Origin of the sequence: Roseivirga sp. E12, from assembly GCF_017592825.1 — a bacterium.
In the GTDB taxonomy this organism is placed as follows: Bacteria; Bacteroidota; Bacteroidia; order Cytophagales; family Cyclobacteriaceae; genus Roseivirga.
Genome location: NZ_JAGFMD010000008.1, coordinates 37,584 through 61,672 on the forward strand (window position 1 = coordinate 37,584; position 24,089 = coordinate 61,672).

21 protein-coding genes are annotated in these 24,089 nt (G+C 41.4%); 12 read left to right on the forward strand and 9 right to left on the reverse strand.

Features of this window, described 5'->3' with window-relative positions; genetic code table 11:
- Positions 1–5: 5 nt before the first annotated feature.
- Positions 6–917 carry a WD40 repeat domain-containing protein gene (locus J4E76_RS16305; protein WP_208505864.1) on the reverse strand — a complete coding sequence of 304 codons (912 nt, stop codon included), beginning with the start codon at positions 915–917 and terminating at the stop codon, positions 6–8.
- 71 nt (positions 918–988) lie between these two features.
- Between J4E76_RS16305 and J4E76_RS16310 the strand changes: the two genes are divergently transcribed.
- Positions 989–1,612 (forward strand): 4'-phosphopantetheinyl transferase superfamily protein, encoded by a 624-nt coding sequence (locus tag J4E76_RS16310; RefSeq protein WP_208505865.1) that lies wholly within the window; start codon positions 989–991, stop codon positions 1,610–1,612.
- 2 nt (positions 1,613–1,614) lie between these two features.
- On the opposite strand, the gene J4E76_RS16315 is transcribed toward J4E76_RS16310, so the two are convergent.
- The 4 genes from J4E76_RS16315 to J4E76_RS16330 form a co-directional block, all read right to left on the reverse strand.
- Positions 1,615–2,475, reverse strand: coding sequence for a transglutaminase-like domain-containing protein (locus J4E76_RS16315; RefSeq protein ID WP_236017516.1), 861 nt, complete (start codon positions 2,473–2,475; stop codon positions 1,615–1,617).
- A gap of 2 nt (positions 2,476–2,477) precedes the next feature.
- A complete protein-coding gene (locus tag J4E76_RS16320) occupies positions 2,478–4,106 on the reverse strand; it encodes an acyl-CoA carboxylase subunit beta (protein ID WP_208505866.1) in 1,629 nt (542 codons plus the stop codon).
- A 95-nt stretch (positions 4,107–4,201) separates the two neighbouring features.
- Positions 4,202–5,176 (reverse strand): MlaD family protein, encoded by a 975-nt coding sequence (locus J4E76_RS16325; protein WP_208505867.1) that lies wholly within the window; start codon positions 5,174–5,176, stop codon positions 4,202–4,204.
- A gap of 4 nt (positions 5,177–5,180) precedes the next feature.
- Positions 5,181–6,020: an N-acetylmuramoyl-L-alanine amidase gene (locus J4E76_RS16330; RefSeq protein WP_236017517.1), complete on the reverse strand. Its 840-nt coding sequence runs from the start codon at positions 6,018–6,020 to the stop codon at positions 5,181–5,183.
- A gap of 91 nt (positions 6,021–6,111) precedes the next feature.
- Between J4E76_RS16330 and J4E76_RS16335 the strand changes: the two genes are divergently transcribed.
- Positions 6,112–8,805, forward strand: a complete 2,694-nt coding sequence (locus J4E76_RS16335) for a putative LPS assembly protein LptD (protein WP_208505868.1) — start codon at positions 6,112–6,114, stop codon at positions 8,803–8,805.
- Here the strand turns inward: J4E76_RS16335 and lysS are convergent.
- Positions 8,802–10,511, reverse strand: a complete 1,710-nt coding sequence (gene lysS / locus J4E76_RS16340; protein ID WP_208505869.1) for a lysine--tRNA ligase — start codon at positions 10,509–10,511, stop codon at positions 8,802–8,804. The genes J4E76_RS16335 and lysS overlap by 4 nt on opposite strands.
- Positions 10,512–10,660: 149 nt before the next feature.
- On the opposite strand from lysS, the gene J4E76_RS16345 reads away from it, so the two are divergent.
- Positions 10,661–11,020 carry a BlaI/MecI/CopY family transcriptional regulator gene (locus J4E76_RS16345; RefSeq protein WP_208505870.1) on the forward strand — a complete coding sequence of 120 codons (360 nt, stop codon included), beginning with the start codon at positions 10,661–10,663 and terminating at the stop codon, positions 11,018–11,020.
- Positions 11,013–12,302: a M56 family metallopeptidase gene (locus J4E76_RS16350; RefSeq protein ID WP_208505871.1), complete on the forward strand. Its 1,290-nt coding sequence runs from the start codon at positions 11,013–11,015 to the stop codon at positions 12,300–12,302. The genes J4E76_RS16345 and J4E76_RS16350 overlap by 8 nt, the downstream gene beginning before the upstream one ends.
- 67 nt (positions 12,303–12,369) lie before the next feature.
- Here the strand turns inward: J4E76_RS16350 and J4E76_RS16355 are convergent, their stop codons facing one another.
- Positions 12,370–13,548: a proline dehydrogenase family protein gene (locus J4E76_RS16355; protein WP_208505872.1), complete on the reverse strand. Its 1,179-nt coding sequence runs from the start codon at positions 13,546–13,548 to the stop codon at positions 12,370–12,372.
- An 81-nt stretch (positions 13,549–13,629) separates the two neighbouring features.
- Between J4E76_RS16355 and J4E76_RS16360 the strand changes: the two genes are divergently transcribed.
- The 8 genes from J4E76_RS16360 (at position 13,630) to J4E76_RS16395 (ending at position 22,181) form a co-directional block, all read left to right on the forward strand.
- On the forward strand, positions 13,630–14,730 hold the full coding sequence (locus tag J4E76_RS16360) for a chorismate mutase (RefSeq protein WP_208505873.1): 1,101 nt from the start codon (positions 13,630–13,632) through the stop codon (positions 14,728–14,730).
- The gene (locus J4E76_RS16365) at positions 14,723–15,262 is read left to right on the forward strand and encodes a prephenate dehydratase domain-containing protein (RefSeq protein ID WP_208505874.1); all 540 of its coding nucleotides are present in this window, start codon (positions 14,723–14,725) and stop codon (positions 15,260–15,262) included. The genes J4E76_RS16360 and J4E76_RS16365 overlap by 8 nt, the downstream gene beginning before the upstream one ends.
- A 208-nt stretch (positions 15,263–15,470) precedes the next feature.
- Positions 15,471–16,550 (forward strand): bifunctional 3-deoxy-7-phosphoheptulonate synthase/chorismate mutase type II, encoded by a 1,080-nt coding sequence (locus J4E76_RS16370; RefSeq protein WP_208505875.1) that lies wholly within the window; start codon positions 15,471–15,473, stop codon positions 16,548–16,550.
- Positions 16,551–16,556: 6 nt separating this feature from the next.
- Positions 16,557–17,591 (forward strand): 3-dehydroquinate synthase, encoded by a 1,035-nt coding sequence (aroB, locus tag J4E76_RS16375; RefSeq protein WP_208505876.1) that lies wholly within the window; start codon positions 16,557–16,559, stop codon positions 17,589–17,591.
- A 1-nt stretch (position 17,592) separates the two neighbouring features.
- Positions 17,593–18,807, forward strand: coding sequence for a 3-phosphoshikimate 1-carboxyvinyltransferase (locus J4E76_RS16380; RefSeq protein WP_208505877.1), 1,215 nt, complete (start codon positions 17,593–17,595; stop codon positions 18,805–18,807).
- Positions 18,808–18,901: 94 nt separating this feature from the next.
- Positions 18,902–20,653 (forward strand): ABC transporter ATP-binding protein, encoded by a 1,752-nt coding sequence (locus J4E76_RS16385; protein WP_208505878.1) that lies wholly within the window; start codon positions 18,902–18,904, stop codon positions 20,651–20,653.
- A 3-nt stretch (positions 20,654–20,656) separates the two neighbouring features.
- Positions 20,657–21,232, forward strand: a complete 576-nt coding sequence (gene nudK / locus J4E76_RS16390; RefSeq protein ID WP_208505879.1) for a GDP-mannose pyrophosphatase NudK — start codon at positions 20,657–20,659, stop codon at positions 21,230–21,232.
- 442 nt (positions 21,233–21,674) lie between these two features.
- Positions 21,675–22,181 (forward strand): hypothetical protein, encoded by a 507-nt coding sequence (locus J4E76_RS16395; RefSeq protein ID WP_208505880.1) that lies wholly within the window; start codon positions 21,675–21,677, stop codon positions 22,179–22,181.
- Positions 22,182–22,228: 47 nt separating this feature from the next.
- Here the strand turns inward: J4E76_RS16395 and J4E76_RS16400 are convergent, their stop codons facing one another.
- Complete coding sequence (locus J4E76_RS16400) at positions 22,229–22,969, reverse strand: helical backbone metal receptor (protein ID WP_236017519.1); 741 nt, start codon at positions 22,967–22,969, stop codon at positions 22,229–22,231.
- Positions 22,970–23,018: 49 nt separating this feature from the next.
- Complete coding sequence (locus J4E76_RS16405) at positions 23,019–24,089, reverse strand: M42 family metallopeptidase (protein ID WP_208505882.1); 1,071 nt, start codon at positions 24,087–24,089, stop codon at positions 23,019–23,021.

A 24,089-nucleotide genomic window follows, 5' to 3' on the forward strand; every position in this document is an offset into this window, starting at 1 on the left:
GAAAATTAAAATTTGATATCCCAGATTGATATACTCCGGTCGTCACTGGCCGACAATAACAGGTTGTTGAAGTTTGTCCAAAGCACCTTATTGATTGAGGTACCATGGCCTGCGTGTCTTGCCTTATCTATGACTTTCAGGAGTTGGAAAGTCTCGGCATCCCAGACCTTTATGGACTTGTCCATGCTACAAGTTACAAAATGTTTGCCATCAGGGCTAAAAACCAAATGGTTAATTGCAAACATATGGGCCACTATGGACTCATGTAATTCATAACCTTTTTGAGTATCCCAGATTTTTAAGTGAGCGTCACGGCTTCCACTGATTAAGTAACGCTGATCGGGTGAATATTGTACAGTGAAAACCGATATTTTATGTGCCTCGAATTCCTTGACCAAACTGAAGTCAATTAGGCTATAGATACGGATATAATTATCGCTAAAGCCCACCGTCAGGTGTCCTAAATCTTCTGAAATGGCAATGGTTCTGGCACTTTTCTCTGATGCCTGAATGACATGAATGGTTTCTAGCGTGGTGATATCAAGTATATGCACTTCACCATTTGCTAAGGCAGCAAATATTCGATCCTTGATTACTTTGACGTCAAAAATGGCGCTGGTGCCTAAACTGATCGACCCTACCTCTTCTTTTTTAGCAAGGTCGACCAGATGGATACCATCAAAATTTTGACCTATCACAAGCACATTTCTTTCTGCATAATAAAAGAGGGCATAAACCGAACTCGGTACCTTCACTATCATGCGACCATTATCCATTTCATTGAGATCCCAAAGTGCCACAACACCATCGCCTCCTGACGAGAAAAACTGGTTGGTTTCGGGGCCTTTTTCAAGTGTATAAACACAGTCAGAGTGCCCTCCTACGGTATTTACTTTATTGACTTCGATTTTAGGCATCAATGAAAAAGCTAGTATCTTCGATTTGAGGTAAAATTAGTCAATCAATAACCAGCATTCATTAATTATTCATGCCAATTGCTCACAAATCTTCGATCACTCCTGAAGTCGCATACATTGTGTGGAGCATCACTGAAACAGAAGATGAATTACTTCAACATTTGAACCTGAATGATGAAGAATTTGATGATTTGAATACTGTCAAGGCTCCTTCAAAACGACTAGAGTGGCTGGGCGCCAGAACGGCACTAAAACACTTGGTGAATGAACATGGTCAATTTTACATCTATAAGGACGAGTTTGGAAAACCTCATCTAAAGGAAACAAGCATTGGTATTTCGATGTCACATGCGCGGGGCTTTGGTGCAGCGGCAATCAATTTAAAAGGAGAAGTAGGGATAGATATAGAAACTGAAAGAGCACAAATCCACCGGATTGCACATAAGTTCTTACATCCTTCTGAAGAGGCCTGGGCCAAAGGACATGGAGAAAAGCTCACTAAAATCTGGTCTGCAAAAGAGGCCCTCTATAAACTTCATGGTAGAACTCAACTCACCTTTGCCGAACAACTCATCGTTTCAGATTTTTCGAATGACAATCAGGTGATTGGTCAAATTCTAGAAAATGGTATTACTGAAGATTACAAGCTGATCTATGATCACTTAAGTCCTATACATCTCTGCTGCGCCTATTAAATCTATTCGACTCCTTTTTCAACAATGTTTAGTAACAACCTGATCTCTTCTACCCTTTCAGTATGCCCCAGCTTTTCATGAGAATTGATTAGGTTTCTTAGCATACGCGCCACAATATCTACATGTGAACAAGGTTCATAAAACCGATCGTTGGGTGAGAGTTTAAGATTGGCAATGTATTCGTCAACTTCTTTCTTAGAAAATACTAGTCCCCGATTGAATGCATTGATGTAAAACTGGACTTCGTCCTGCTTGTACGTCATCACAAAGAGATTGGGCAAGTTGACCCCAAACACTGGCATCTTTAGCTTCTGGGCCACCAGCATATAGACAATGCAAAGCGATATAGGGTTACCTTTCTTCGTCTGCAGCACCACGCTCAGCATAGAATTTCCAGGGGAATGGAAGTTTTTCGTGTTAGCACCAAAGTGGAGCTTTCCAAAGAGCACCGAATTAAGAATCTTGATTTGATCTACAGGATGAATATCGGCCTTGAACTCAAGCCAAGCTTCGTAGTATAGCTGCTCAAGTTCTTTACTCAGTTGTTCGTATTCAAGGTCTGGGTACTGGTAAGTATTCACAAGCCATACCCCTTCCAAAAGATCCTTGCCGCCATTAATTCTCCAGGCATAAAGCTTCTCTTTAAGCAACTCAAACTGAAGATTGTGTACTAAGTCTTCTATCCGTTTCTGCACCACTGGGTTGAAGCTGTTCTCCCATTCAAATTCTAAATAGGGAATGATATAGGTACCCATCTCTTTGATCTTGTCTTCGATGTGTTGAACGATTTCGAAATCGTCATCATCGAGCAACGAAACCATTGCCTTGAGTTCTTTATTATTCAGGTGTTCTTTCTCTGACATACTTAGGTCTGGATCACGCCAACATTGAACTTCTCAGTTATTGGGGCCTGATTGGCCACTTCAATACCTTTTGAAATTACTGTTCTCGTCTCCAGAGGGTTTATAATCCCGTCCACCCACAACCTGGATGCAGCATAGTACGGGCTCATTTGTTCATTATAGCTGGCAGTGATATCGTCCAGCAGCTTTTTCTCATCTTCTGCAGAAATCTCCTTGCCTTGGGCTTTTAGAGTGGATACTTTAATTTGGAGCAATGTCTTAGCTGCAGATGCTCCACTCATTACTGCAATTTGCGCGGTAGGCCATGCATAGATAAGTCTCGGGTCATAGGCCTTACCACACATGGCGTAATTGCCTGCCCCGAAGGAGTTACCTGTAATGATCGTAAACTTCGGCACAACTGAATTGGCCATGGCGTTCACCATTTTTGCACCATCCTTAATGATACCGCCATGCTCGGCACGACTACCCACCATAAAACCACTTACATCTTGCAAGAAAACCAATGGTATTTTTCGCTGGTTACAGTTCATAATGAAACGAGCTGATTTGTCAGCCGAATCCGAATAGATGACTCCGCCCATTTGCATTTCACCTTTCTTGGACTTGACAACTATGCGTTGGTTAGCAACAATGCCTACAGCCCAACCATCTACCCGGGCATAACCACAAACAATCGTCTGACCGTATTTCTCTTTATACTCATCGAATTCAGAGTCATCTACAAAGCGCGTAATGATGTCTCGCACATCATAAGGCTTTGTCCTATCCAGTGGCATCAGGCCAAGAATATCCTTCGGATCAAGTTTCGGGACTTTAGACTCCACCCTGTCGAAACCAGCCTTTTCGAAAGCTCCTATTTTATCAAAAATGCTCTTGATATAGTCAAGGCAAGCTTGATCATTAGGAAACTTATTATCGGTGACTCCAGAGATTTCACAGTGTGTGGTAGCACCTCCCAGAGTTTCATTATCTATATCCTCCCCAATGGCAGCCTTCACAAGATAAGAGCCAGCTAAAAAGATAGAACCCGTCTTATCTACAATGGCAGCCTCATCACTCATGATAGGCAAGTAGGCACCTCCGGCAACGCAACTTCCCATGATCGCGGCTACTTGTATAATGCCCATAGAAGTCATCTTAGCATTGTTGCGAAATTGTCTTCCAAAGTGCTCTTTGTCAGGGAAAATTTCGTCTTGCATTGGCAGGAAAACTCCAGCACTATCAACAAGATAGATGATAGGCAACCGATTCTCCATAGCCACCTCTTGGGCACGCATATTCTTTTTGGCCGTGATTGGAAACCATGCACCTGCTTTAACAGTGGCATCATTGGCCACAATGACGCATGACCTTCCTTTCACTTTACCGATCCCGGTAACAACTCCGCCTGAAGGACAACCGCCATATTCTTTGTACATGCCGTCTCCGACAAAAGCGCCTATTTCCAGAAAGTCTTCAGGATTATCTATTAGATAGTCAATACGTTCGCGGGCAGTGAGCTTCCCTTTTTCATGTTGCTTAGCAATTTTCTTCTCACCTCCACCCAGTTCGACTTTTTTGAGCTTTGTATCTAACTGAAAAATCAGTTGTTGTAATTCGTCTTGATTCTTATTGAATTCAATATCCATTAAGTCTTATTTATGCCAATTGAACTGGCAATTCCTCATAGTTTACTTGTGACTAAAATTAGACCCTAGAAGCGGACTTTTCAAGCTTGAAAAGCCTATCGGTTCTTTTTCTTTTTGTCAGCAGTGCTTCTTCCATCTGCAGGTGGGCGATTCTTTCTGCCGAATACAGAGAAGTGCATATAGCGCTTAGGATTGTATCTCAAATCGATAAACAGACTGTCTAAATCGGCCATACTTTGGGTCAGGGTATTATAGAGTGAATCGTCAGACATCAACTTACCAAATGTGCCTTCATTAGAATTCAATTTCTCTAAGAAAGAACGTGTGCCCAGTAACAATGAATCCATACTTACCAACCGTGATTCTATATCAACAGCATTTAACTTTTCTCCCAACTTAGTATACTCATCTGTCAATGGTTTTAAACCGCTCATTGCGTAAGTAATGGAGTCGGTTAACCAAGTGATACGATTTTCCACAAGGTCCAGGGAGCCCTCAAGCCTTCCAGTTAAGTTCTTTACATTCTCGGAAGCAGCAGTAAAGTTGTCTATCGCTTTTCCAATGCTATCTGATTTTTCAACGAATGGTTCAAGCACATCATTAATTTTATTGACAAGTGCTGAAAGTGAATTTGCTGCTGAAAGGCCTTCCTCGGTCAGTAGTTCTGTAATTCCACCATCTATATCACTAATCAATGTCTCGAATGGTTCGAGTACACGTGTGCCTGGGTTCATTACAAGTTTAATCTCTATTCCTCCTAGAAAATCCGGTTTTGTCAATCTTGCGATGGTACTATCTGTCAGATTGATTGTATTGTCAATCGCTAGGGTAACAAGAATTTTGTTATAACTCTCATCGCTGAAACCTCTGTCGATCACGCTCCCCACATCAAGTCCATTGAGAATGACTCTATCTCCTTTTTTTAGTCCACTTACATTTTCATACTCAACATAGTAAGTAGTCAATGGAGAAAATACATCGAGCCCTCTCAAATAATTAAAGCCAATATATAGCGCACAAGCTGTTAGCACTACAAATAACCCCACCTTGAATTCTTTACCTCTTGCCACTTGCTTAGTTTCCTGTTGACTCTAAATATTCAAAATAATCTCTAATTGCCCTAAAAACAGCAGATGCTAAATAGTCCTGTACCTCAGGGTTTCCCAAGTCTTTTTCTTCTTTAGGGTTCGTAAGATAGCCTAATTCCACCAAAACACTAGGCATATAGGTACTCCAGAGCACCCAAAGACTAGATTGCTTTACGCCTCGGCTTTTCCTTCCTGCCCTTTTTTTAAACTGTTCATCAATATTTGAGGCCAGTATAATACTGTTCTCTTGATAGGCCTCTTGCTGAATTGAAAACATGATATCTACTTCAGGGGCATTTGGATCAAACCCTTGATAAATCTCTTCGTAGTTGTCCTCAAGCAAGATTACAGAGTTTTCACGCTTAGCTACTTCGAAATTCCGCCCTTCATTTTTAGTACCCATTACAAAGACTTCCGTTCCCGAAACAGACTCATAACCTGGGTTCATTGCATTGGCATGAATAGAAACGAACAAATCAGCCTCTGCATCATTGGCCATGATGGCACGAACTTTGGGGTGACTGTACTCATCATTTTTACGTGTATAAATAACCTCAATGTTATCTGTAAGTGTTTCTAGGTATTTACCAACCAGTAAGGTTACAGGCAGCACAACGTCCTTTTCTTTAAGGTTCTTTCCACGAGTACCTGGGTCTTTACCACCATGCCCTGCATCAAGTACAACCTTATATTTTTTCTTACTTCCGCCATTTGGATTCTGCATGGCATTGACTTGCAAGCAAGAAATAATCAGAAAGATGACCAGAAGGCTATAATTTTTCACTTTGATGCGAATGAACCGATCGATTAAAATAACTTTACGCAAAAATCTTAAAATTTCCGAAAAACCGAAAAATAGCGTGTTTTCAAAACGGATTATATTTTTTTCGTTCTGTTTCTTCATTTTAGTTTTCAATGTGAAGGCACAAGTGAATGCCGTAAAACTAGATTCGCTTAATACCCTTCAAAATCGTACCAATTCTTTAAATACTGAATTGGCCCTAGAGAATGATACCCTTCCGGGCATCCAAGATTCAGCGAAGGTAGTCGTCAATGGCATTGAAACAACAATTAAATATTTCGCCAAAGACTCAATCATCACCAAGACTCAATCTAACATCACCTATCTCTATGGTGATGCTAAAATTGAATATGGAGCGATTAACCTAAGAGCTGAACAAATCATTATCGATCGAAATACTAACGAATTGACTGCCCGTGGAGTTCAAGATTCTACAGGTTTATGGAAAGGAAGGCCGATTTTTAAAGATCCGGGAGGTGTTTACGAAACTGAAGAGATTCGCTACAATTTCGAAACACAGCGCGCCAGGATCAAGGGCGTGGCTACAGAACAGCCTGATGGGCAGCTCACTGGAGATATTATCAAAAGAAATGCCGATCAGTCCGCCTATATATCCGAGGGTAAATATATTCCCTGTCTGGATGATCCAAATGCAACAACTTATATCAAAGCAAAGAAGATAAAGGTGATTCCTGGAAAGAGTGTTATCACAGGACCATTCCTGCTCTATGTAGGAGATATCCCCACACCATTGGGTTTACCCTTTGGCTTTTTCCCAGACACGAATGAGTCTAACCTCTCTGGTATTTTATTTCCAAAATATGGTGATGAGCAGCGAAGGGGTCTTTTTCTAAGAGAAGGCGGCTGGTATCAAGCTTGGAACGAGAAGATTCATACCGCCATTACCGGAGATATCTACTCAAAAGGTAGTTGGGGTCTCAAACTAAGAACAGCTTACAACAATAGATATAAGTACAGTGGATCGTTGGACATCACATATAATCGGAACAGAACACCCGAGACAGACGAAGTGCCACTTGATTCGAGAGATTTTTGGATATCATGGTCGCACAGACCGGATTCTAAAGGTCGGAATTCAAACTTCTCTGCCAGTGTAACAGCTGGAACTAGTACGTTCAACCAAAACAACCTTTCGACTGTCAACTTTCAAAACAACGTTCGTTCAGAGTTTAGGTCGAATGTGAATTTTAGTGGTGTCATTCCTCGTTCTCCTTTTAGTTATGCCATTAGTGGTAGGCACAATCAAAATGTGCAAACTGGGGTCGTAGATATTTCTTTGCCAGAATTCTCGCTGACCATGAATCGGGTAACTCCATTTAAAAGAGCAAAAGGTGAAATACTTAAAAGGTTGAATTTGGGTTGGCGTTTTAATGCTTCCAACCGTGTTACCAACGTTGTTCAACCTGGAACAGCCGGCTTCAACATTGCCAATAAAGCCGTTACCACGGATACAATAGCCGTTACTTTCGGCAGTCTTTCTGAGCTGCTTGACAATGCGAAAAATGGAGCACGTCATAATTTCGACTTATCTACTTCTTTCTCCTTCTTGGACAACTTGACTTTCACCCCATCTTTCAATGTGGAAGAACTCTGGTACCTAGAAGAACTTAACTATGAATTTCTACCGGATGAAAATGCGGTAAGGATCGATACGCTCAATGGATTTAGCCGCGCTATGACATATAGCACTAGCATGGGTTTATCTACTCAGATCTATGGAATGTTTCCTTTCAAAGAAGGAAAAAAGATAGAGGCCATCCGGCACATAATGACTCCGACCATTTCATTTACTTATAGACCAGACTTTAGCGATCCTAAGTTTGGCTACTACCAGACAGTTCAGACTGATACTACCGGAGCTGGTACTTTTAGACAGTTATCCATCTACGATGGCTTCCGCTTTGGGTCGCCCTCGCTTGGTGAGTCTGCGGCACTAAGTTTTGCAGTAAGCAACAAGCTTGAAATGAAAGTCAGGAGCGATACAGCTAAGTCGAGAAAAGTGACCATTCTTGACAACCTTTCTTTCACGGGTGGTTACAATTTTTTGGCTGACTCTTTTCAACTTTCCAATATCAATATCGCTGCACGAACGTCTCTTTTCGACAGAAAACTGAATATTATCATGAATGCCTCGCTCGACCCATACACCTATATAACAACTACCACTGAAGGTGTGAGTACAACAGAGAGGAGAGCGACTCTTGCGATTAAATCAGGACAGGGTCTAGGTCGATTGACGAGCGCCAGGTTTTCATTAAGTACCAACCTGAATTCAAGAGCAAACTCTTCAGGTAACCAGAGAAGCAATACGGCCATTGGAGGTGAGGGCTTGAACGCCTTGGGAGATTTTCCCGGAGAAGACCCCAATCAATTCGGAGCTCTGAACAACGGAGGTAATAGCATTTTGCCAGAATACTATTATGACCCTAACTCCTATGTTGACATCAATATCCCGTGGAACATCCGACTAAGCTATGACTATAGTTATCGTTGGTCAACCACAGGCACAACAACGAGACAATCCGTGCGGGCCAATGGGCAATTGCAACTGACGCCTAAGTGGCAGGTAACCTATAACACGGGTTATGACTTTGATGCCAAAGACTTCGTGCAGACTTCGATAGGCCTTTATAGAGATTTGGGATGTTGGGAAATGAGGGCCAACTGGATTCCTTTTGGCACTTTCACCTCTTACACGATAGATATTCAAATAAAAGCTTCTGCGCTTAAAGACCTTAAGATCAGTAGACGCAGAAGCCAGTTTGATACAAATATCTCAGCTAACTAGATAGCTTCAATAAATAAGCCTTCTTCAGTTTTTTCGACTTTTGCCAGTCCATTTTGAGTCAGCTCCTTTACGGACTTATCCCACTTTTTATTAGACAGACCAGCATTCTCTTTAAGAGCTGGTAATTCGGCCCTTCCAGACTTGGTTAACATTTCCAGAATTCCTTTTGCCTCATCACTCAATTCAACAGTAACAGCCTTCTTCTCTGGTTTCATTTGAGGAAAGAACAGGACATCCTGAATGGAGTTAGAGTTTGTCATGATCATCGACAATCGGTCAATCCCAACACCCAAACCAGCCGTTGGAGGCATACCGTATTCTAGGGCTCTTAGGAAGTCTTCGTCCAACACCATGGCCTCATCATCACCACGCTTACCTAGTTCCAGTTGTTCTTCGAATCGTTGTCTTTGGTCAATCGGATCATTGAGCTCAGAGAATGCATTGCATATTTCTTTACCATTACAAATGGCTTCGAATCTTTCAACAAGGCCTTCCTTATCTCTGTGCTTTTTAGCCAAAGGAGACATCTCAACTGGATAATCAGTAATGAAAGTCGGCTGGATGAGCTTCGCTTCACAATGCTCTCCGAAAATCTCATCGATCAACTTGCCTTTGCCCATGGTCTCGTCAATCTCCACTTTTAGGTCCTTGGCAGTCGCTCTCAATTGATCTTCATCCATTTCTGAAATGTCCACTCCAGTGAAGTGCTCAATTGCCTCAAACATAGTGAAACGCTTCCAAGGTCTTTGGAAGTTAATCTTATGCTCTCCTACTTGTACTTCAGTGGTACCATGTAGATCCATAGCTACTTTTTCAACCATGGCTTCTACTAAGTTCATCATCCAATCATAGTCCTTGTAAGCAACATAGAGTTCAACCTGAGTAAATTCAGGGTTGTGGAACCTAGACATTCCTTCATTTCTGAAGTCCTTAGAAAACTCGAAAACACCATCAAAACCACCAACGATTAAACGCTTTAGATAGAGCTCATTTGCGATTCGCAAATACAAAGTCATATCTAAGGTGTTGTGATGCGTTTTGAATGGACGAGCTGCTGCCCCACCATACAGTGGTTGCAAAATTGGTGTCTCTACCTCTAAATAGCCTTTATCGGCCAAGAAGTTTCTCATTGAATTCACCAATTGAGTTCTTTTTACAAAAGCGTCTCGAACATGTGGATTCACCACCAAGTCGACATAACGCTGCCTATACCTTTGCTCAGGATCAGTAAATGCATCGTGTACATTACCATCTGCATCCGTTTTTGGAAGTGGTAATGGCTTAAGTGATTTTGATAGAACTTTCAGTTCAGTAACATGTACAGATATTTCTCCTACCTGGGTTTTGAAGGCATAGCCTTTGATTCCGATAAAATCGCCAATGCCTAAAATCTTTTTGAAGACAGTATTATAAAGCGTCTTGTCTTCCTCAGGACATAGGTCATCTCTTCTGAGGTAGATCTGAATTCGTCCTTCAGCATCTTGCAGTTCAGCAAAAGAAGCAGAACCCATGATTCTTCTGCTCATGAGTCTTCCGGCTAAAGTCACTTCCTTGTAGCGCTCAGGTTGTGCATCAAATTGATCTTTTATCTCCTTTGAGAACGCAGAAACCTCAAAAGTTTCTGATGGATATGGGTTTATCCCTAGCTTTTCAAGTTCAGCCTTTTCTTGCCTTCTTAGTAATTCCTGTTCGCTTAAAACCTGCATTTAACGATTTTTTTGAAGTGCGCAAAGATAGTGATTAGAAGAGATTAATTAAACATTTCTACCCTCACATCTACATACTCTAAAATATTTTCTCCTAAACTTTTAGGATTAGTCCGAAATCTTTAGGACATTTCCGAAAATATTAGGAGATGAAAGAATTAACCAAGGCAGAAGAACAAATAATGCAAGTAGTCTGGGAGCATGATCAGCTCTTCATAAAAGACATTGTCGATCACATGCCCGACCCCAAGCCTGCTTATAATACTGTTGGTACATTTTTAAAGATTCTAGAAGCCAAAGGATTTGTCACCCGTGTTAAGATTGGCAACACCTATGCCTATTCGGCTTCGGTAAAAAAGAAGGCTTATACACAAAGCTTTATGAATGGCTTTTTGAGTAATTATTTCGAAGGTTCAGCTGAAAAACTCTTCTCATTTATGGTAGAAGAGAAGAAGCTAAACCTGAAACAGGTAGAAGACTTAATGAAAAAACTGAAAGACAATGATTAATTACATAGTAGAAGCATCGGTTTGCCTAGCATGCTTTTATAGCATCTATTGGCTTTTTCTCCGCAGGGAGAAACTCCTGTCACTCAACAGGTTTTATCTCTTGTCAACGGCAATTATTTCCCTGATCATTCCATTGCTGAGCTTTGATATTGGCTTGAACTTGTTTTCGCCAGCTTCAACGACTGGTCAGCCTGCCTTGATACAGGGTGGACTGAATAGTGCCGAAGTCACAGGTCAATCTCCCATAGTATCCATTGGTTTGATCTATACGATCGGCTTAGGCATAGCCATGGTACTATTGGTAGTAAAGTTTGTATATGCCAAAAGGCGAATAGGTAAAAAGATATCGCTTAAAGCCAAGCCCATTGAGATTACAGAAACGGAGGGCTTGGGAGCATACAGTTTCTTAAACACCATATTCATCGGCAAAGAACTGAGCAAAAACTCAGAACTCAAGGAGCATATCATAGCGCATGAGTCAGCTCATATAGAAGGGATGCACTCTTTAGACTTGTTCTTCTTTGAAGTACTCAAATGTGTCTTTTGGTTTAACCCTTTCAGCTATCTCTATGCCAGGTCTATCAAGCTGCAGCATGAATATATAGCAGATCAACATGCCTTGGAAATGACTACTCCTGCTAGTTATCAAAGATCATTGCTCGAATTGACGCTATCACAAGTTAATAGCAGCCTGATCTCCAATTTTAATGAACACCCTATAGAAACAAGATTAAAAATGATTCAAAAATTAAACTCAAATGTTATGAAAAAATTCAAAACACTATTTGCCCTACCCGTACTCGCCTTGTTGGTTATTGGCTTTGCTTGTACTGAAACTGCAGAACCTGAAGCGGAACTATTGGATATTATCGAAGAAGTACCTGCCGGTTCTGGTATTGTCAGTCCTTTGACTGATAGGATGCTAACCATCATTGACTCAATGAGAGTTATTAAAGGCAATGCTTCAGGTATATCAAGGTATGAAGTAAAGTCACACTTTGATGGAGCAATTGTGGAATATGAAGAGCGTGAGATTGAGCTTACTGAAATCGATAAGGCGAGGTTTATACTTAAAAGTCTAGAGGAGGCCAAAGGAAATAAAGCCAATGTTTTTGCAGAATATATTGATGAAAGCGCTCCAAACTTAAAAAGAGACCTACACGAATCTTATAAGAGAAGTTACAACACATTTGTTGAAAGGCTCCCAGAGGATGAATCTTCTAAGAAAGCCAAAGAAGCTTTAGAAGTTATTGTCGAGAGGAAAGACGGTCGCAAAAACTAAATCTAAGAGCAAACAAAAAGAGCCAAGTGAATATTCACTTGGCTCTTTTTGTTTATAGTAAATCACCTTATGCCCTTCGTCTTTTCAACTCATTAGTCACTAAAGTTAGTTCACGCCCGCTCTGGCCTTTTACTGAAGTGTTCTCAGCCGCCCTTCTGATCAGGTAAGGAATTGTAGCCTTAATGGGTCCGTAAGGAACGTATTTGATCACATTGTAGTCACCATGCGCAAGATTGAAAGAGATATGGTCACTCATTCCATATAGCTGACCAAAATAAACTTTATCATCATTTGGCTTCAAGCCATATTCGTCCATCAATAAGGTTAGCCTATAGTTTGACTCTTCATTGTGCGATCCAGCGAATAAACCGATCTCTCCAATATGTTCTATGCAATAACTGCAAGCGGTATTGAAGTCACGATCTGTTGAAGGCTTATCGGGTTGAATAGGATTAGAATAATTCATTTCCGCTGCTCTTGCACTCTCTTTCTCCATGTATGCACCTCTCACTAATTTAGCCCCGAGTATATAGCCCTCGCTTTTTGCCTTAGCATGGAGTCTCTTTAAGTTCTCTAACATCGCGTGGCAATACATCTGGAAAGTATAGTAAACCACCGCTGTTTCCTTATTGTGTTTCTCCATCATTGCGATGGTCAGGTCATCGATTGGCTTCTGAATCCAGGTCTCTTCGGCATCAATCAATACTGTAACACCCAGTTCCGCTGCTAGGTCACAAATTCTGGCAACTCTATTCTCGACACGCTGATAGGCCTCTGCCTCTTCAGGACTTAGGGTCTCATCTTTATGAATTTTCGCTAGCAAGTCAAAGGAACCAATCCCAGTGATCTTAAAAGCAGCAAACTTCATTACATCCGACTTAGCGGCTGCCTTAATCGTTTCAATCACTTCACTCGTTGTAGCATCGAAACCCGTTTCGGTCTTTTCTCCCTCTACTGAGTAGTCAAAAATAGCCCCAATTCCATAAGCTTCCAGCTCATCGCAAGTCTCAGAGCAGGTCTCCAATGTTTCTCCACCGCAGAATATGTCAAATATTGTAGATTTGACTATGCCTTTGACTGGCAAACCTATTCCCAAGCTGAATTTGGTAAGAGAAGTGCCTGCTGAAACCATCCAGGGCCACTTCATGGTAGAAAAGATAAAATGTCTTTTCTTTAATGCTTTGTCCGACTTAGCCTTGAAAGCGATTTCTATCTGATCGAAATCAACAAACTTTTTTAGATCCATAGGATGAATTAGAGGGGCAAATATAATTAACAAACCGTAAGTGGTTTACATTTGTTACACCAAAGATTAAGCAAAGAGGAGATGCAAATAACAGCACCAAAGGATTGGATAGAAGAGTATAAGAAACCATTGGTTTTGGCTGGCCCCTGTAGTGTTGAAAGCGAAAAGCAATTTCGCGCTTCGGTACTCCCGATTGTCGATAATGTAGACATTATCCGTGGTGGCATTTGGAAGCCAAGAACGCGACCTGGCTCTTTTGAAGGTGTTGGGGAAAAAGGACTTCAATGGGTAAAATCATTGAAGGAAGAAGTCTCCTTTAAGTTCGCTACTGAAGTTGCCACTCCAGAGCACGTAGAGTTAGCCCTTAAGTATCATGTAGATGTGCTATGGATTGGTGCACGAACTACCGTGAACCCTTTTAATGTAAGCGAACTCGCTTCTTCCCTGAAAGGTGTAGATATTCCCGTCTTTGTTAAAAATCCGATCCACCCAGAACTTTCCTTATGGAAAGGTGCTTTAGAGCGTTTTTCAAAAGCCGGCATCACTAAGCTGGGTGCTATTCATCGTGGCTTTCATACTTATGAGAAAAAGAAATACAGAAACGCTCCATTCTGGCAGATACCTCTGGAATTGAAAAGCGAATTCCCTACCCTTCCGCTTATCTGTGACCCTAGCCATATTGGAGGTTCTAGCGATTCAGTTGAGCCTTTGGCACAAAGAGCACTTGATCTAGACTATGATGGTGTAATGATTGAGGCACATTGCGACCCATCAGCAGCACTCAGCGATGCAAAGCAGCAAGTGAGTACGGCTTCATTATTAGAGATTATCAGTAGGCTCAGTCCTAGAGATGCCAGCTTTACAAAAAAGAGTTATCTCGATCAATTGGAAATTATCCGAGAGCAAATCGATCAAGCAGACAGAGAGCTACTAGAGGCGATCGCTGTCAGAATGAGTCTGGTAGAAAAGATTGGTGAATTTAAAAAGGAAAACAACGTTGCTATTTTTCAGATCAGCAGGTGGAAAGAAATATTCAAATCCAGACCTGATTGGGGAAAACAATTGAATCTTGATGACGATTTTATCGTTGACCTATTAAGATTATTGCATCAGCAGTCAGTGAAAAAGCAAACTGAGGTGTTTAATACGATAGAAGAAGAACAAAACTACTCCAATGACTAATCTAGGATTACTGGGACCAGAAGACACCTATCATGATATTGCCAGAAAGCGGTATTTACCGAATGTAAACCCCACTTTTTACAAAAACTTTGATGAAGTATTTTCAGCCTTAAAGGAAGGCAAGATCAATAAGGCGCTCGTGGCTATTAAGAACAGCACCTCAGGTTTTGTGAGCAACAACTTGGAGAAAATCAAGAAAGGTGGTTTTAAGATTGTAGAAGAGTTTGACCTACCAATTCACCTTTGTCTTGGTAGTATACATCCCAACTCTCTAAACTCTATAAAGAAAATCTATTCTCATCCGATGGCGATAAAGGAGACACAGCGTTTCTTTAGAAAGTATAGCCATATCACTTTTATATCAAGTACCAGTACAGCTGGGGCTATTGATGAATTGAAGAACAATAGAGACCCGCATGGCGCAGTAATCTCGAGTTTGGAGGCTATTGAGAACAATGCATTACATGTTATTTCTCAGAACATCGAGGATGAGCCAAACAATTCAACAACTTTCAGTCTGATCGAGAAGTAATTCAATCGATTTACTAAATTTTTCAGTAGAAAATTTTTGACTGCTGAATAAGATACATATGTTTAACACGTGAAAAGAACATCAGCAGCTTACTATTACTTTTTTTACTTTTTCAACTGGAACAAAGTGAGCCGCTGCTTGTAAAGAAATTTAACTATCTAAAACATAAGCCCGGTTCACAAGAATCGGGCTTTTTTATTGCAAAAGAATGGAAATTGTAGACATCAAAGACTGGGGACTTGGCTTATCGGAACATGTTCTGATTGCCGGACCATGTAGTGCGGAAAGCCCGCAACAGATCGAAAGCATCGCAAAAGGACTTAGGGGCAGTAACATTGAAATATTCAGGGCCGGTGTATGGAAACCCAGAACAAGACCCGGTTCTTTTGAAGGAGTCGGCTCTGAAGCACTTGGTTGGTTAGACAAAGCCAGAGAAATATTGAATGTCCCTGTGACGGTCGAAGTGGCGAACACGGCTCATGTAGAAGCTGCTTTGAAAGCAGGGGTTGATGTACTTTGGATAGGTGCCAGAACTACGGTCAATCCATTCTCGGTTCAAGAGATTTGCGATGCTCTAAAAGGGACGGATATTCCAGTGATGGTCAAGAACCCGATCAATCCTGATCTGCAATTATGGCTTGGAGCTATTGAGAGATTGAACAAGGTTGGAATCAATAAGATCGCAGGCATCCACCGTGGATTCTCGGACCCATACGAAAAACGCTACAGAAACAAGCCTGAATGGAGTATGCCAATTCACTTGAAAAGGATGCTCCCCGGGATCTCTGTTATTTGTGATCCTAGTCACATTGCCGGAACAAGAGAAATCATCGCATCCGTAAGCCAAAGAGCTATCAACTTCGGTTTGGATGGATTGATGATAGAAACTCATCATGATCCAGATAATGCCTGGAGTGATGCTAAACAGCAAGTCACACCCGATACCTTAAAGATCATCTATGAAAACCTCAACTTCAGAGAAACGCTGGACAAGCACCCTGAGGCCATAAGTGAGCTAGATGAATTCAGACAGAAGATTGATCTGGTAGATACCCAAATCATAGAACTGCTATCCGATCGTTTCCAAATGATCAAGCAGATTGGTGAATATAAACGAGAGCATAATTTGGCCGTTTACCAACCCAATAGATGGCATGACGTTATGGAGTCAAGAATCAATTCTGGTGTTAAGAAAAACATGACTGAAAAGTTCATGAAAAGCTTTTTATTTGCCGTACATGAGGAATCTGTTAAAATGCAGGAAGCCCAGCTGAAAGAAAAGGTATAAGCCAAGATGAGTCAAATCACTATCGATGATATACAAGTAAGCCTCAAGCAATTCTTTGATACGAGCAGTCACAGCAAAGTGGCCGTATTGGTTGATGAAAAAACGCGCGAGTTCTGTTACCCAGTTATTCAGGGTTTGCTCCCTGAGCACTTGGTGATAGAAATTACTTCTGGTGAAATCAATAAGACGCTTGATACTTGTCAGATCATATGGCAAGCTCTTACAAATGCCAGTTTCGATAGAAAATCTCTTTTAGTCAACTTGGGAGGCGGTGTTATTGGCGACATGGGAGGCTTTTGTGCGGTTACCTACAAACGTGGCATTGACTTTATCAATATACCAACCACCCTATTGGCAGCTGTAGATGCTAATGTAGGAGGCAAACTTGGGATTGACTTTCAGGGTTTTAAAAACCATATCGGATTCTTTAAAGATCCCAATGCCGTATTGATAGACCCTATTTTTCTCGAAACACTCCCAGATAAGGAGTTAAGATCAGGCTTTGCTGAAGTCATTAAGCATGGCTTGATAACCGATAAGGATTATTACGAAAAAGTGGCGAAAGTGGGTCTCGATCAAGACAATTGGCACGCTGTCATCGCCCATTCGGTGGAGATCAAAAACCAAGTGGTAAAGCAAGACCCAAGAGAAGCTGGCTTGCGAAAGATTTTGAACTTTGGACATACCATTGGCCACGCTATTGAAAGCCATTATCTCGATACTGATAATCACCTATTGCATGGTGAAGCTATAGCCATTGGGATGATTTGCGAAGCCTATGTGTCCAAAAAGTTATTAAGCCTTCAAGAAATCGACCTCAAAGAAATTTGTGAGACGATTCTAAACATTTACCCTGATATTAACATTCACAAGAAAGACTTTACGGCCATTATCAAATTGATGTATCAGGACAAAAAGAATGTCAATAATTTTCTTAATCACTCGCTAATCTATGAAATAGGGAGAGCAGGATACGATGTGGCTGTAGATGAAAAAGATGTGATGGATGCCTTGTTCTTTTATCTAACCCTAAAGCAATAAATTGGAAAGTATAACGCTGAAATACAGTCCGGTTATTCAAAGCTCACAGGTTCAACTCGAAGCTTCTAAAAGTGAGAGCAATCGAGCGCTGATCATCAATGCGCTTTCTGGAAATCTGTCAACCCTCAAAAACCTCTCTAATGCTCGAGATACTCAGACTATGCTCCGCCTTTTGGCGAGTGAAGAAAGTACACTTGACGTTCTAGATGCGGGTACTACTATGCGTTTTCTAACCGCATATTCCATTCTAGGTGATGAACCTAGAACTTTGACTGGTACAGAGCGGATGCAACAGCGACCAATTAAGATTTTAGCCAAGGCTTTAAAACAAATTGGTGCTAAAATTAAATTCTTAAAGAAAGATGGGTACCCTCCACTAAAGGTCCATCCCCTATCTTCTCAAAAGAAGGACCTTATCAGTATAAAAGGTGATGTAAGCAGCCAGTTTATTTCCGCTCTTTTGATGATTGCCCCACGTCTTCCCGATGGATTGACACTGAATCTTCTTGGAAAAATTGGGAGCCGCCCTTACATCCAAATGACACTTGACATGATGCGTTTATTTGGAATTAGTGCCTCATGGACGAACAATACCATCGAGATTAAACCGCAGGCATATAGCACCTATGATTATGTGGTTGAATCAGATTGGTCGGGCGCTAGCTATTGGTACAGCTTTGTGGCTTTGGCTGACCAAGCCAGAATCAAACTTCTTGGTCTAAGACAAAAATCACTTCAAGGTGACATTGCCATTGTGAGGATAATGAATCAGCTCGGAGTTATGAGCACTTTCGAAGAAGATGGCGTCATTTTGGAGAAGATTCCAGAGCAAAAATCTGTCGAGATAGATTTCTCCGACTGCCCTGATCTCGCTCAGACGGTAGCCGTTGTTTGTGGTGTCAAAAAGATTGAAAGCCGCTTTACAGGACTGGAGAGTCTCCGCATCAAAGAAACTGATCGGATCAAAGCCCTAAAAAAGGAGTTAAAGAAGTTTTCCATCAAGCTAAAAGAAGGCGAAGAAGGGGTTTGGGAAGTGAAGTCCAAGTTCGAACCAGGTCAGGAAGCAGTGAGCATTCATACCTATGAAGATCATCGTATGGCCATGGCTTTTGCTCCACTTTGCACGCAGCAAGAAATCATTATTGAAGACCCTAGTGTGGTCAATAAGTCATATCCTAGTTTCTGGGATCATGTTTCCGATGCCATAGGGGGCTAAATTGACTCAAATCAAATGTCGGCTAAATTACTTTCCATATCTTGGAATCAATTCAGTGTGCTCATCGTTTAGCCTTCATTGATCTTACTCTAACATGTCGAAAAAGAAAAAGCTTAATAATATTACTGTTGGTCAGGTATTTAAAACTATCATTTGGCCAAAGCGGGGATTGCTCCTAATCGGATTAGTTCTGATCCTACTCAGAAGTGCAGCCAGCCTGGTCTTACCTGGAGCTACTCGTTATTTGATAGATGATGTAGTCGTCAATAAAGACATGCAGAAGCTATGGCTGGTAATCATCGTCACCATTGCCGCCATCATTACTCAAGCAGGTACCTCGTTTGCTCTTACTCGATTACTCAGTGTACAGGCTCAAAAGCTTATTGCCCAACTTCGAGTGAAAGTTCAGAAACATATTCTTTCCTTACCTATCAATTACTTCGACAGCACAAAGTCCGGGGCACTTGTATCAAGAATCATGACTGATGTGGAGGGCGTAAGGAACCTGGTGGGTACAGGACTAGTCCAATTATTAGGTGGACTTCTGACATCAATAGGTGTATTGTATATACTTATCGACATGAACGCTAAGTTGACTGCATTCGTGATCGCTCCTGTGGTAATCTTCGGTTTGGTTGCCATGAAGGCTTTTGCTTATCTGCGCCCAATCTTTAGAAAAAGAGGTCAACTGAATGCAGAAGTAACTGGGCGTTTGACAGAAACGCTTAATGGAGTGCGTGTTATCAAGGGTTTTGGTGCTGAAACTCAAGAGATCGAAACATTCGAAAATGGTGTTGATGAACTCTACCAGAATGTAAAAAAGACACTGACCGCTACTGCCATTGTCACCAGCTCAGCAACCTTCTTGTTGGCAGGCGTTGCCAGTACAGGTATTCTCGGTATTGGAGGCTATTATATAATTCAGGGCAACATGACCGCTGGAGAATTAGTCGCCTTCATAGCCTACTTAGCAGTAATGATTGCACCGATTGTTCAGATGTCAAATATTGGTAGCCAAATCACAGAAGCCTTTGCTGGCTTAGACCGAACGGAAGAGATCATGATGACGCCTACCGAGGATGAGGACCCCAAGAGAACAGTTGAGCTACAAGGAATCAAAGGAGATATTATATTCGATGATGTGAGTTTCGCGTACGAAGAGGACAAGGAGGTATTAAAGAATATTAGTTTTGAAGCACCTTCGGGTAGTGTAACTGCCCTCGTTGGAACTTCCGGTTCTGGCAAGTCTACTATTGCCGGACTATCAGCAACCTTCTTGAATCCACGAGAAGGTAAGATTACACTCGATGGTATAGATCTTTCTACCGTCAATCTGAAGAGCTATCGCCAAAACCTGGGTGTCGTGCTTCAAGATGATTTCCTTTTTGAAGGCACAATTAGAGCCAACATTCTATTCCCAAGACCTAATGCTACTGAGGAAGAACTCAAAACTGCCGTGGAGAGCGCTTATGTACACGAGTTTACGGACAGATTTGAAGATGGCCTTGACACTTTAATAGGAGAGCGAGGCGTGAAACTTTCTGGAGGACAAAGGCAAAGGATTGCTATTGCCAGAGCTGTACTTGCCAACCCTAAAATCTTAATATTGGATGAAGCTACTTCTAACCTCGATACAGAGAGTGAGACATTCATACAGAGAAGTTTGTCCACACTAATGGAGGGTAGAACTACATTCGTAATTGCCCACAGGCTAAGTACCATTCGCCAAGCGGACCAGATATTAGTAATCGAAGAAGGACGTATCGCTGAAAGAGGAACGCATGACGAACTTATTGCCAAAGAAGGACGATACTATCAATTGTACACCTACCAAGCCCGCATTTAATCGATGAGTAAGCGAATTAATATTATTGACAAACAGGTTTTATCAGATAATTGGTACACCCTTCGAAAAATCACCTTCGACTATACGAAAAAGGATGGTTCTGTTCAGAGACAAGAACGAGAAGCCTATGACCGTGGTAATGGTTCAACCATTCTTCTATATAATAAGGACAAGGGCACCATCGTATTAACAAGGCAATTCAGAATGCCTACTTATCTAAACGGTAATGAAGATGGCTTTTTAATCGAAGCCTGTGCCGGACTTCTGGAAGAAGACAATGCCGAAGATTGTATTCGCAAGGAAACTGAAGAGGAGACCGGTTATAGAATCGCTAATGTGAGAAAGGTTTTCGAAAGCTATATGTCACCAGGCTCTGTTACAGAAATCCTATACTTTTTTGTAGCCGAATATGAGGACAATATGAAAGTCAATGAAGGCGGTGGTTCGGATGAAGAAGAAGACCTCGAAGTTTTGGAATTAGAATTTGAAAGGGCCATTCAAATGGTAAGTTCAGGCGAAATTAAAGATGCCAAAACCATAATGCTCATCCAATACGCTCAGCTTAATAAGCTCCTATAACAACAGTACCAAACTTTTTGCCCGAAAGCCTTATTTTAGAATTATGTCAAAATTCGGGCTTGCTTCCCTCCTAGTATTATTATCACTTGCATGCTTTGCTCAAGACCCAAGTAGGTTTGCTGATAAAATCGAAATTTGTAGATGTACAGTTAACTATGTTCAATGAAGATTGACTACTAAAAAAGGGTCAGCTTATTGAAGGTAGACTGCACGTGAATAGTGATGGTTACGACATCTGGATTGAGCAAATTCGACCATTTCTTATTAAACCTTAATTTTTTTCAAAACTTTATTCAATCATAAAATACACTTCTGAATGCCCTAAGAGGCATTTTTAGCACCATTCTTGTATTCAATTGTTGAGAGGTAGATAATTTTTTATGAATATATGTTGAATATTTCATATATGTTTTTCATCTTTAGGTACATTTAACCTAAACAGATGAAACCGATAGCAGTATACGTACTGTTCTTGGGCGGCATGATGGCTACTTATTTCTCTCAAAAAGAGGAAAAAAGGCCATCGTACTTTGCCCAGCTGGAATCGATAGAACTCGAATCTCCAGTTCAGCTCACCGGCTACTACTCATTGCCTGGTGAGCGCACCGGTTTCAATTCAGAAGCACCTAAAAAAGCATACCATATATATTTTGAAAACAAGTCTTCAGCGCCACTAAAGGTAGCCATCCGTTATAAGGCATTCGATGGAGACTGGTCTGTAGATGGTCTAGTTAAACTGGCCCCTGGTGAAAGAAAACTCATGGGGAAATCAGACGAAAAAACATATTTCTATCACGTTGCCAAGAAGGACAAATCAAGAAAAGTGCCTTCGGACTCCTTCAAATTTCCACTCAAGTCTAAATCAGGCAAAAAATATCCTTTTAAGAAAAAAGAGATTTGGGAGTGTTACGACATGCAAGTGTGCAACGCATTTGCCGTGTTTAGGTAACGTAAGGACGGGGAGGCTGCTGGAGCCTCCCCTATGTCCGTTTCTCTCTATTCAACAATAACTTCCGACAACAACTTTTCAAAGTAGAGCGGTGATTGTAATAGGCGACTACCATACCAGCTAAAAAGCTCTCCATCTGCTAAAAGCACTCTAGTATCAGGCAAATTTTCTTTCAATTCCATTACATGTTTCTCCTTAAATGGGTAAGGTTCTGAAGACAAGAGCAGCACTTCAGGTCTTAGTTCAGCGATTTCTTCAATACTCAAGATTGGATAACGCGATTGGCTTAGGCAGTTTTCAAATCCAACCAAGGTCATCATATGATCAATAAATGTGCTGCTACCCGCAGCCATAAATGGATCTTTCCAAATTAAGTATAATGCTGAAATTGATTTTGACGAGAGCCTAAGGTTGGAAAACCTCTCTTCGATGTCATGAACCATTTGGATCGCAGGTTCTGAACGACCTACTAGGAGTCCCACTTTTTGGATCATATCAAGTGCTTCGCTCAAATCACTGATATCACTCATCCATACAGGGTATTCAGCCGCTAAGGCTTTGATCCCCTCCTGCTCATTCTCCTCTTTGTTACCAATGATTAAATCTGGTGCTAAGCCTCTAATTCTATCGAAATGATACTGCTTAGTGCCACCGACAATCGTCTTTTCCGAACGCCACTGTTTGGGATGAATACAAAACTTAGTGATACCCACTACACGATCGGCCAAACCAAGATCATATAGCAGTTCAGTCTGTGAGGGAACTAGTGAAACGATGCGTTGAGGCAATTTCGGGACGTTTACATGCCGCCCCATTTGATCAATCACCTCTACCATACTACTTCAAATAACTGAAATCATGATCATTCGGTAGTTGTACAAGAAACTCGTACATCAAATCGATCACTTTTTCAATGTCCTTTTCATGAGCCGTTTCAACAGTAGTGTGCATGTACTTCAGCGGAAGCGATATCAATGCTGATGGTACTCCTTCGTTCGAGTAAGCAAAAGCATCAGTATCAGTACCCGTAGACCTTGAAGAAGCAGACCGCTGAAAATCGATCTTCTTATCATCAGCCACTTCCATAAGCATCTTGAGCAAATTGTTATGCACAGCTGGCCCAACGGTTAGCACCGGCCCTAGGCCAGCTTTCTGATCGCCATCAAACTTCTTGTCGTACATCGGGGAATGAGTGTCATGGCAGACATCGGTGACAATCGCCACATCAGGCTTGATTCGAGCAGCGATCATTTCAGCGCCTCGAAGTCCAATTTCCTCCTGCACCGCATTTACTACATAAAGCGAGAAAGGCAATTGCACATTATTCTCTTTAAGTCTCCTGGCAACTTCGGCAATCATAAAACCACCAATACGGTTGTCAAGTGCCCTTCCACACCAGTACTTGTTATTCAGCTTGAATAACTCGTCCTCGAAAGTGATGACTGTGCCCACGTGAATACCCATATCTAAAACCTCCTCTTTGGAAGAAGCTCCCACATCTATAAAGATGTTTTTCAGAGTAGGTGCTTTCTCACGCGCTTTATCTCTTACATGAATTGCTGGCCAGCCAAAAACTCCTTTGACCATACCTTTTTCTGTATGAAGATTCACTCGTTTCGAGGGAGCAATTTGGTGGTCAGAACCACCGTTCCGAACGACATAGATATAGCCGTCATCCCCTATATAATTAACGAACCAGCTGATCTCATCGGCATGGGCTTCGATAACCACTTTATAGGGTGCATCAGGATTGATAACTCCTACGGCTGTACCATACTTATCAGTAAAATATGAATCGGTAAAAGGTTTGATATAGTCTAGCCAAATCTGCTGTCCTGAACTTTCAAATCCAGTAGGAGAGGCATTATTTAAATATTTTACAAGGAAGTCTTCGCTCGTCTTATTCAT

Coding starts and splice junctions, on each gene's coding strand:
- J4E76_RS16305 (WP_208505864.1), bottom strand. CDS start 917: ATGCCTAAAATCGAAGTCAATAAAGTAAATACCGTAGGAGGGCACTCT.
- J4E76_RS16310 (WP_208505865.1), top strand. CDS start 989: ATGCCAATTGCTCACAAATCTTCGATCACTCCTGAAGTCGCATACATT.
- J4E76_RS16315 (WP_236017516.1), bottom strand. CDS start 2,475: ATGTCAGAGAAAGAACACCTGAATAATAAAGAACTCAAGGCAATGGTT.
- J4E76_RS16320 (WP_208505866.1), bottom strand. CDS start 4,106: ATGGATATTGAATTCAATAAGAATCAAGACGAATTACAACAACTGATT.
- lysS (WP_208505869.1), bottom strand. CDS start 10,511: ATGCAGGTTTTAAGCGAACAGGAATTACTAAGAAGGCAAGAAAAGGCT.
- J4E76_RS16345 (WP_208505870.1), top strand. CDS start 10,661: ATGAAAGAATTAACCAAGGCAGAAGAACAAATAATGCAAGTAGTCTGG.
- J4E76_RS16350 (WP_208505871.1), top strand. CDS start 11,013: ATGATTAATTACATAGTAGAAGCATCGGTTTGCCTAGCATGCTTTTAT.
- J4E76_RS16355 (WP_208505872.1), bottom strand. CDS start 13,548: ATGGATCTAAAAAAGTTTGTTGATTTCGATCAGATAGAAATCGCTTTC.
- J4E76_RS16360 (WP_208505873.1), top strand. CDS start 13,630: ATGCAAATAACAGCACCAAAGGATTGGATAGAAGAGTATAAGAAACCA.
- J4E76_RS16365 (WP_208505874.1), top strand. CDS start 14,723: ATGACTAATCTAGGATTACTGGGACCAGAAGACACCTATCATGATATT.
- J4E76_RS16370 (WP_208505875.1), top strand. CDS start 15,471: ATGGAAATTGTAGACATCAAAGACTGGGGACTTGGCTTATCGGAACAT.
- aroB (WP_208505876.1), top strand. CDS start 16,557: ATGAGTCAAATCACTATCGATGATATACAAGTAAGCCTCAAGCAATTC.
- J4E76_RS16385 (WP_208505878.1), top strand. CDS start 18,902: ATGTCGAAAAAGAAAAAGCTTAATAATATTACTGTTGGTCAGGTATTT.
- nudK (WP_208505879.1), top strand. CDS start 20,657: ATGAGTAAGCGAATTAATATTATTGACAAACAGGTTTTATCAGATAAT.
- J4E76_RS16395 (WP_208505880.1), top strand. CDS start 21,675: ATGAAACCGATAGCAGTATACGTACTGTTCTTGGGCGGCATGATGGCT.
- J4E76_RS16405 (WP_208505882.1), bottom strand. CDS start 24,089: ATGAATAAGACGAGCGAAGACTTCCTTGTAAAATATTTAAATAATGCC.